The sequence below is a fragment of the Myxacorys chilensis genome, from assembly GCF_059505265.1.
Window position 1 is genome coordinate 1 of the sequence record NZ_JCACKG010000122.1, and the last position, 8950, is coordinate 8950.

7 protein-coding genes are annotated in these 8950 nt (G+C 45.4%); 3 read left to right on the top strand and 4 right to left on the bottom strand.

The annotated features are described in order from the left end of the window. The first annotated feature begins 162 nt into the window (after nucleotides 1-162). Complete coding sequence (locus AC5JLB_RS08875) at nucleotides 163-2121, top strand: chloride channel protein (RefSeq protein WP_495873468.1); 1959 nt, start codon at nucleotides 163-165, stop codon at nucleotides 2119-2121. Nucleotides 2122-2277: 156 nt separating this feature from the next. On the opposite strand, the gene AC5JLB_RS08880 is transcribed toward AC5JLB_RS08875, so the two are convergent. Continuing rightward, entirely contained in the window at nucleotides 2278-2673 is a 396-nt protein-coding gene (locus tag AC5JLB_RS08880) for an AbrB family transcriptional regulator (protein ID WP_495693096.1), read from the bottom strand. A gap of 1008 nt (nucleotides 2674-3681) precedes the next feature. Between AC5JLB_RS08880 and AC5JLB_RS08885 the strand changes: the two genes are divergently transcribed. After that, nucleotides 3682-4887, top strand: a complete 1206-nt coding sequence (locus AC5JLB_RS08885; protein ID WP_495873469.1) for an HhoA/HhoB/HtrA family serine endopeptidase — start codon at nucleotides 3682-3684, stop codon at nucleotides 4885-4887. 128 nt (nucleotides 4888-5015) lie between these two features. Further along, nucleotides 5016-5552: a peptide deformylase gene (gene def, locus AC5JLB_RS08890; RefSeq protein WP_495873470.1), complete on the top strand. Its 537-nt coding sequence runs from the start codon at nucleotides 5016-5018 to the stop codon at nucleotides 5550-5552. Here def and AC5JLB_RS08895 read toward each other — a convergent pair. From AC5JLB_RS08895 to nadC, 3 genes are all read right to left on the bottom strand, one after another. After that, on the bottom strand, nucleotides 5541-5912 hold the full coding sequence (locus tag AC5JLB_RS08895) for a TSUP family transporter (RefSeq protein ID WP_495873471.1): 372 nt from the start codon (nucleotides 5910-5912) through the stop codon (nucleotides 5541-5543). The genes def and AC5JLB_RS08895 overlap by 12 nt on opposite strands. Before the next feature lie 47 nt (nucleotides 5913-5959). Further along, nucleotides 5960-7717 carry an arginine--tRNA ligase gene (gene argS, locus AC5JLB_RS08900; protein WP_495873472.1) on the bottom strand — a complete coding sequence of 586 codons (1758 nt, stop codon included), beginning with the start codon at nucleotides 7715-7717 and terminating at the stop codon, nucleotides 5960-5962. A gap of 120 nt (nucleotides 7718-7837) precedes the next feature. Then, entirely contained in the window at nucleotides 7838-8707 is an 870-nt protein-coding gene (gene nadC / locus AC5JLB_RS08905) for a carboxylating nicotinate-nucleotide diphosphorylase (protein ID WP_495873473.1), read from the bottom strand. Nucleotides 8708-8950: the final 243 nt, after the last annotated feature.

Sequence of the window (8950 nt, forward strand, 5' to 3'; positions counted from 1 at the left end):
TGTTTATTTCACTGCCTTGCTGATTGAACTTCGCTGAAATGTCAACACAACCTAGGCATAAAGCGGTTTAGAAAAATATTTCTTGTCTTAGAGATGGAAGATCCATCACAATGAGAGACAGCAACAAAATTTAATTTTATTAAAATTTTCCGTTTCAAAGAAATGCCATCTGCCCCTCCGCACGTTCTACTATCTGAGCAGCAAATTCCGTCTGAGTCCAAACCAAACCGCTTCCTTAGCCGTCTACAGCCCCCTCCTGAAACAATTGTTTTGATGCTAGCAGTTCTAATTGGGGGCGGAGCTGGGCTAGGTGTTGTTGCATTTCGATATCTAATTGAGATCATTCATCGTTTGATGTTGGAAGACCTGATGGGACACATTGGGCGACTAGGCCCGTGGACACTAGCCTGTGTACCTATTTTAGGTGGCGCGATCGTAAGTGTAATGCGATGGAAAATTAAAGACTTTGGAGCAGGTATTTCGGGGTTGATTAGCGCTGTTCAGTCTGGAAAAGAACTGTCGCCGAGTCGAGCGATCGGGAAAGCGATCGCCGCTTCTGTTTCGCTCGGTTCTGGCGCATCGCTCGGACCCGAAGGGCCAAGTGTCGAAATTGGCGCTCACGTCGGCATGTTTTTAGGTCAACTCTTGAAAGTCTCTCAAGACCGCCAGCGTCTGCTATTGGGAGCTGGAGCCGCAGCTGGGTTGGCGGCTGGATTCAATGCCCCGATCGCAGGCGTGTTTTTTGCCTTAGAAGTCGTTTTGGGTACAACGTTTGAAACCTCGACAGCGAGTGTGGTCGTTCTAGCAGCAGTCGTCGCCGCTTGGATCAGCCAGATTGGGCTAGGAGGACAACCCGCGTTCGATTTGCCTGCTTATGAGGTGCGGAGTCCGTTGGAGTTGCCGTTGTATTTGGGTCTAGGGCTGTTTGCGTGTATTGTATCGATCGCTTATACCAAGTTTTTGAAGGGGACTCAGACAGCGTTTCAAGGGCAAGTTTCAGGGTTTGGATGGTTGACTAACATTCCGCGAGAAATTCACCCCATCCTAGGCGGACTTTGTGTTGGGATAGTAGCACTGCGCTTGCCGCAAGTTCTAGGCATTGGCTACGACACCATTGAAGCGATGTTGCGGAATGCAGAGTTTTCACTTGGTCTACTGCTGACGCTGCTGGTCGTCAAACTTTTGGTCACGGGAATTAGCTTAGGCAGTGGCTTAGTGGGCGGAGTGTTTGCGCCCGCCATGTATTTAGGTGCGACGCTGGGAACAGCTTACGGAAAGGTTTTGCCATTTGTGTTTCCTATGTTTGCTTCTAGCATCGCGGCTTCTCCGGCTTATGCGATGGTCGGCATGGCAGCCGTGTTAGCGGCGAGTGTAAATGCCCCATTAACCGCTGTTCTACTGCTATTTGAAATGACTCGTGACTATCGCATTGTTTTGCCACTAATGGCAGCAGTTGGGTTAAGTGTGTGGTTAGCAGAATGGCTGAATCGAAACCCAGTTGCACCGTCTACGCTTAAACCTGTTGAAGCAAATCCAGAAGTTGATTCTCTAGATTTGCGGTTTGCTAACCAAAATCAAGAAATTCTCAAAAATCTGTCGGTTGCAGAAGCGATGCAATCTAATTTTTTGCGATTATCGGCTGATTTGTTGTTACCAGAAGCAGGACTCGCGTTGATTCAATATCAACGTCATAGTGCGCTAGTTGTGAATCAAGACGACCAGCTAATCGGCATCATTACTTTGCAAGACATTAATCGCGCCATCGCGCGATGGGAAAAAAATCATCATGCTGACGGCATCAATTACTCGCCAATGACTCAGAGTGTCAATGATGTCTGCACAACTGACATTCTGTATGCTTACAAAGAAGAGCCATTAGTCGAAGCCCTTGACCGAATGACAACTCGTGGCTTGCATCAATTGCCGGTAATTGATAGCGAAGAAACCCATCAAATTATTGGCTTGCTAGAACAAGAAGGAATTACGCTCGCCTGCAATCTAGCGCTCACAAGAGAATCTTTAATTCCGTATTTAACAATTTCATCTCATGCTCAGCAAGCCAAAGAGCCGATAGAAGCAGCTATCGTTCCGTCCCATTTTTCGTTGGAGACATCAGTTTGAGCCGAAAACGTAATAGAGGATGTTACCGCTTTCGACTCGTCCAAATTCCAGTAAACATCATCAAGAATCCACCGAGAAAGATAGCGATCGCTGCGCCGGCAGGGATCGCTGTTGTCCAGTCGATATTTTCCATAAAAGGCATTTATCCAGTTGAGTTTATAAAACTGCTTCCTCGTCTTGACGATCGATTTGACGCAGATGAATATGCTTGCGACCGAGAGAAATCTCAAACTCATCCCCTGGGGTAAGCTCCATCTGTTTAGTATAAGCCGCACCAATCAAAAGATTACCATTGGACTGCACGCTAATTCGGTAACTAGCGCTGCGACCCCCACGCCCATTGGTTCCTTGTTTACCATCTAATTCAATTCCCTCTGCATCAATTAATGCATTGAGAAATTTCATCATATTGACTCGTTCAACACCGTTTTTGGTCACAGTGTAATAGCCGCATTCTCTTGCTTTTTCCTCTTTGTTGAGATCGTCTAGTTCCTTAACTTTTTTGAGCAAAGCTTCGCCCAGGAGCGGCTCAATTTTCTTCTTCTTAGTCATCAACTTGCGTCTGAACGGATGGATGTTGGCTCTATTTTACTGGATTTCGCTAACTTAGTTGTACGAAAAACATCGTGTCGAATATTAGCGTTTGAGTGCATATTACCCGAAGATATGTTTCTATTCTTCCAAAGTTGCTGTTAATTTAGTCCAATACGAAGGGGCTAGTAAACCCCTAGAATAGAGTACTCCATAAAGAATGATTTGAGATCAACCAAATTTTAATTAGTTTTGATCAATAAACATTGCTGTTTAGAAACGGCAAATGAATTGAAAGAACTGTGCTCTTCTAGAAGTAACTCGATGGTTTTGCAAAAATACAAGACTAAGCAATCGTCAAATTAGTAACCCTTTCATTTTTCTCAGAGATAATCTTGATTAAGGTAAGGTTGTCTAGCTTTAGCAATCCTTTTGAGTTTGACAGAGCCAAATTGGTAGCGCTAATCATAAACAACCTGTGCTGCATATCAACCGCAGAGATAAAAAAGAGATAGAAAGCTACAGAAATAAAAAGGAGCGAGCCAACTGCGTGTAGCGTCGCCTCACCTTTGTTAAATCGGCATCATCTCAATCAGCCGATGAGAAAGGCTTGACGTTACCACGTGCGATTAACTCACTCTTACCATTCATTCACCTGTGACAATTACCGTATCAAGCTCATTTGTCAAAGGTATGTGTTGAGCGTGAATCTGAAATGACAAAGAAACCGCTTAGGAAATAAAATTATTTTTTGGTGTTGGGGAGCAAACTGAGCAGTTCCTTCGTCCAAGAACGTTAGCTTCCATACCTGTAAGAACAGGAGAACACAAAGCAGAATCCACACGATCGCGACCCAAATGACATATTTACTTCTTAAACTAGAAACATCCGCTTCATAGAGCAGGATGACGTGTGCATCTCCTCTCAAATGGGTCTGGTTGGGGTCGGTGCTGAAGGCAGTGAAAACGATGCTTGATTTGCATTCTTGCTTTGTATATAAGGTTTGTCAATAAGGAGAGTTATAGACCGATGCCGAATCGCAATGCTCAGCATAATCAGAATTGGAAAAAGTCTGCTGTCTATTTAATGCTGCCTTTAGTGGGAGCTAGTACAGCCCTTGCTGGAAATCGCTTGTTGTCGTCTGATGTGCTACAACCTCCGCCCGCTGTTGCTCAAAGCCGAACGTCTACTATTCTGTCTGGTGCAGACGGTAATTTTATTGCAACGGCGGCTGAGCGAGTGGGTCCTGCCGTAGTACGGATTGATTCTTCGAGAACGGTTCAATCTCGCGTTCCTGCCATTTTTAATGACCCGTTTTTCCGCCAGTTTTTTGGTGGTCAGGTTCCAAATGCGCCCTCATCTCGGGTTGAGCGGGGAACGGGGTCAGGCTTTATTATCAATGCAGATGGGTTGATTTTGACGAATGCTCATGTTGTCAACGGAGCCGATTCGGTCAACGTTGTTCTTAAAGATGGGCGTGAGCTTAAAGGCAAAGTTGTAGGACAAGATTCATTGACTGATGTGGCTGTGGTTCGGGTTCAGGCAAATAATCTGCCTGTGGTAACTCTGGGTAATTCAGAAGCACTAAAGCCAGGGGAATGGGCGATCGCGATTGGCAACCCGTTAGGTTTAGACAACACGGTAACGGCGGGAATCATCAGCGCGACGGGTCGTTCAAGTGCTGAAGTTCGAGTTGCAGATAAGCGCGTCAGCTTCATTCAAACCGATGCAGCGATTAATCCGGGTAATTCGGGTGGACCGCTCCTCAATCAACGGGGTGAAGTGATTGGCATGAATACCGCTATTATTGGCGGCGCACAGGGTTTAGGCTTTGCAATTCCAATTAATACGGCTCAACGAATTTCTCAACAGTTGATCTCTAAAGGCAAGGTTGATCATCCTTACCTTGGCATTCAGATGCGAACATTGACGCCCGCATTGAAGCAACAGATTAACAGCGATCGCGAGGTAGGTTTTCAGGTTCAAGCCGATCGTGGGGTTGTGGTTTTCCGGGCGTTGCCCAATTCTCCCGCTGCAAAGGGAGGATTAAGAACGGGTGATGTGATTCAGAAAATCAACGGTCAAACGGTGACAACAGATAGTCAAGTTCAACAGATTGTGGAAAGCAGTTCGATTGGCAACAGCCTTCAGATTGAAGTCAATCGAGGTGGACGTGAAACTACTGTAGCGATTCAGCCTGGAGCGTTTCCAACTCAAACGGCTCAAACCGAGTAGGCGGCGGCTAGTGCTTCATCCTTCATCCCTCAAAATCTCATTGACAGTCCACTAGTAGTTAATGCAGTAGGGCGTCTCAATTGAGACGCCCTACACTGCTTATAGAAACCATTATTAGGAGTAACTCAATGGTAGACACCTTAGATATTATTGAACTCGGGCATCCGATTCTTAGACAGACAGCGCAAGCGATTGCGAATATTCAGGACGATCAAATTCAAGCACTCATTGACCAGTTACTTGTCACAGTTAAACAATCTAACGGTGTTGGCATTGCTGCACCTCAAGTCGCCCAATCTTTTCAACTGATGATCGTGGCATCGCGCCCAAATCCTCGCTATCCAACTGCACCGGAAATGGAGCCAACGCCGATGATTAATCCTCAAATTTTGTCTCACTCGACAGAAATGGTGAAAGGATGGGAGGGTTGCCTCAGCATTCCAGGAATTCGTGGACTGGTTCCCCGATATCAAGCTATCGAAATTGAGTACTGCGATCGCAATGGCAATCTTCAAAAAAGGCAGTTAACCGATTTTGTTGCCCGTATTTTTCAACACGAATACGACCACTTTAATGGCATTGTCTTTCTCGATCGCGTTGAAAGTACCAAAGATTTGATCACTGAGAACGAGTACCAGAAATTATTTAACCGATTAGCGAACTAACAGATAACGCAATCCGATTCCTAGCAGAAACAATCCATAGAGTTTTTTGATTAGGTCACTACTGATGTAGGGTTGATTAGCAAACAATGCACCAAACAAATTACCAACGACTAAACCAAGGGCAATTACAAGTGCGTGTTTGATGTTGAGATTCCCACTCCGGTAGTAAACGCCAGCAGCAAGGATACCAATAGGTAGAATTTGCGCAGCGATCGAGGTTCCAGTTGCAAATTTTTGATCCATTCCCAATAGCAAAACCATTGCCGGAACCATAATCGCTCCGCCTCCAATTCCAAACACTCCTCCCGCGATCCCCGCTGCTAAACCAATGGCTAAAAGCTGAATAAGAACGTTAGACATTATTCTCAGAGCCTTTTCTATAGAACTACTGGGATAATATCGCATCCTTACATCCGCTCTAGTACTCCGATTCCAAGTAATGACAATCCAAGTTTTAAGGTACGGGCTGTTAAATCACAGAGAACTAATCGCGATGTTCGGACTGACTCCTCTGCTTGCAGAACGGGACAGCGATCGTAGAATTGATTGAATTTCTGACTTAGTTCAAACAAGTACTGACACAGGCGGTTAGGCATCAAATCTTGACTGACTTGATCAACCATTTCATCAAGTTGCAGCAAATGCCTTGCTAGAGCAAATTCGGTTTCTTCTTGTAGCAAAATCTTGATATCTGAGCCTAAATTGTCAAAATCAATTTGACCTTTACGGCTGATTCCTTGAATTCGAACGTAGGCATAGAGCATGTAGGGTGCAGTGTTGCCCTGCAACGCCAACATCTTGTCAAAACTAAAGATGTAATTGCTGGTCCGGTTTTGGCTCAAATCGGCATATTTAACCGCACTGATACCCACGATTTGAGAAGTATGAGCAATAAACTCTTCTGATTCATGACGGTCTTCTTCTTTCAAGCGAGTTTCTAAATCGGCGCGCGATCGCACGATCGCTTCATCCAATAAATCTCGCAGTCGAACCGTGTCACCCGAACGGGTTTTCAGCCTTTTTCCATCTTCGCCCTGCACCAGACCAAACGGAATGTGAACAATTTCTACCCCTTCAGGAATCCATCCCGCCCGACGTGCCACTTGAAAAACTTGTGCAAAGTGATTTGCCTGTCCTGCATCGGTAACATAGATCAATCGTTTAGCCTGATCGGTTTGAATCCGATACCGAATTGCCGCTAGATCTGTTGTTGCATAGTTGTAGCCACCATCCGACTTTTGCACAATTAGCGGTAATGGCTCTCCTTCTCGATTAGTAAAGCCTTCGAGAAAAACGCATTTTGCCCCTTGATCTTCGACAAGCAATTCTGTTTGCTCAAGATCATCTACGACTTGTTGCAAAAGCGGATTGTAAAACGACTCTCCCCGTTCGGTTAAACAAATATCTAGCAGATCGTAAATAATCTGAAACTCGCGCCGTGACTGATTGCAGAGTAATTGCCATGCGTGATGACTTTCTGGATTTCCAGACTGCAACTTGACAACTTCCTGTCGCGACTTCTCTTGAAATTCTGGGTCTTCATCAAACCGTTGTTTCGCTTTTTTGTAGAATGCAACTAGATCACCCAAATCTAATGCGTCAGCCGTAGTTAATGCTTGAGGGCACACTTCCTGCAAATAGGTGATCAGCATTCCGAATTGAGTGCCCCAATCTCCAACATGATTTAGCCGTAGAACGTCTTGACCTTGAAATTCTAAAACTCGCGCGATCGCATCGCCAATAATTGTCGATCGCAGATGCCCCACATGCATCTCTTTGGCAATGTTGGGGCTAGAGAAATCTACAATAACGCGGTTTGGGGCTTTAGCCGCTTCTACTCCCAAACGGCTGCTGCCTTGCATTGCCGCTAACTGTGATTGCAAGTACTCTGTTTTCAGCTTGATATTAATGAAACCCGGACCTGCAATTTCAAGTGGTTCACAGATGTCTGAGAGATCAAGTTTTTGGACTAGATCTTGTGCGATCGCTCTTGGTGCTTTGCCCAATCTTTTTGCCAGCGACATCGACACATTCGATTGATAGTCACCAAACTGAGGATTGCTCGTTGGCACTAACACCGGATCAACTCCCGCCAGATCATCGCCAAAGGCGGCAATCAACGCTTGCTCAAAACAGTTCTTCAAATATGCGATCGTCGCGTTCATAATTGTTCAGCCTGAAATTAGCGAGAGTCTTTTTAGAATAGCGAACTCTTACATCCTGACCTCACGCCTCTGCACAGGAAATGACGGCTTTTGGGTTCACTTCATCTCCACACCTTAATTTCATACCTTGAATTTCATACTTAAATCCAACCAAGGCGATCGCGTAATTGGGGCACTGCTGGAAATAAAATCGACTCCGGTTTCTGCGATCGCCCGTATCGTTTCAAGCGTCACATTTCCCGATGCCTCAATCTTGACGCGGCTGCTCTCTTGACGAATTCTTTCTACTGCCTGTCGCATTAAATCAAGTGGCATATTGTCCAACATAATAATGTCGGCTTTATGGTGCAGTGCTTCTTCGACTTGCTCCAAAGTCTCGGTTTCAACCTCAATACTAAGAGGATAAGGAACATGGGCGCGGACTTGCGCGATCGCGGTTCCAATTCCTCTCGCCGCCGCAATATGGTTGTCTTTGATCATCACCCCATCATCTAGTCCCATTCGATGATTCACCGCTCCTCCTACTTGCGTCGCATATTTCTCCAAAAGCCGCAAGCCAGGCGTAGTCTTCCGTGTATCAACTAACTGAGCAGGCAAATCTTCAATTCTTTCCACATACTTCCGGGTCAACGTTGCAATACCACTCAATCGCATTGCTAAATTCAGCGCTACTCGTTCTCCTGTCAGCAAGGCGTCAAACGAACCTCGAATTTCAGCGAGAGTTTGTCCTCTTTTGACAAACTCTCCTTCAAACACTAGAGGGTCAAATGCCACAGATTGATCTAATAAGTGAAAGACTCTAGCCGCAACTGGTAATCCGGCCACGATGCCATTCTCTTTAGCAATCCAAGCAGCATAATTCTGGTTCTCCCCTGTAGAAAGAAGGCTTTGGGTAGTGCGATCGCCTCGCCCGATGTCTTCTTTCAACCAATCCTGCAACAACCTATCCAGTAGTAAAAAAGGCGGTATCACTGCGATCGAACTACTCATTCTAAACAAGGGCTTTACGATAGAAGCTACTAAAACTCTGCCTTCAATCTACCGCGCTATCTGTTCTCGCATCTTAAAAACCTGCTATCTACTCTCTCGTCATTTGAAGCTATCTCTACTCTCTCGCTTCAAGAGGCAGATCGCTTGACCCTTTTTCCAGCTTAATTTCCAGCCTTTCGCTCATCTTATTTCCAAATTTCCCTATCGAACAGCTTGACACCCTTATATTTCTATTGTTATATT

Coding starts and splice junctions, on each gene's coding strand:
- AC5JLB_RS08875 (WP_495873468.1), top strand. CDS start 163: ATGCCATCTGCCCCTCCGCACGTTCTACTATCTGAGCAGCAAATTCCG.
- AC5JLB_RS08880 (WP_495693096.1), bottom strand. CDS start 2,673: ATGACTAAGAAGAAGAAAATTGAGCCGCTCCTGGGCGAAGCTTTGCTC.
- AC5JLB_RS08885 (WP_495873469.1), top strand. CDS start 3,682: ATGCCGAATCGCAATGCTCAGCATAATCAGAATTGGAAAAAGTCTGCT.
- def (WP_495873470.1), top strand. CDS start 5,016: ATGGTAGACACCTTAGATATTATTGAACTCGGGCATCCGATTCTTAGA.
- AC5JLB_RS08895 (WP_495873471.1), bottom strand. CDS start 5,912: ATGTCTAACGTTCTTATTCAGCTTTTAGCCATTGGTTTAGCAGCGGGG.
- argS (WP_495873472.1), bottom strand. CDS start 7,717: ATGAACGCGACGATCGCATATTTGAAGAACTGTTTTGAGCAAGCGTTG.
- nadC (WP_495873473.1), bottom strand. CDS start 8,707: ATGAGTAGTTCGATCGCAGTGATACCGCCTTTTTTACTACTGGATAGG.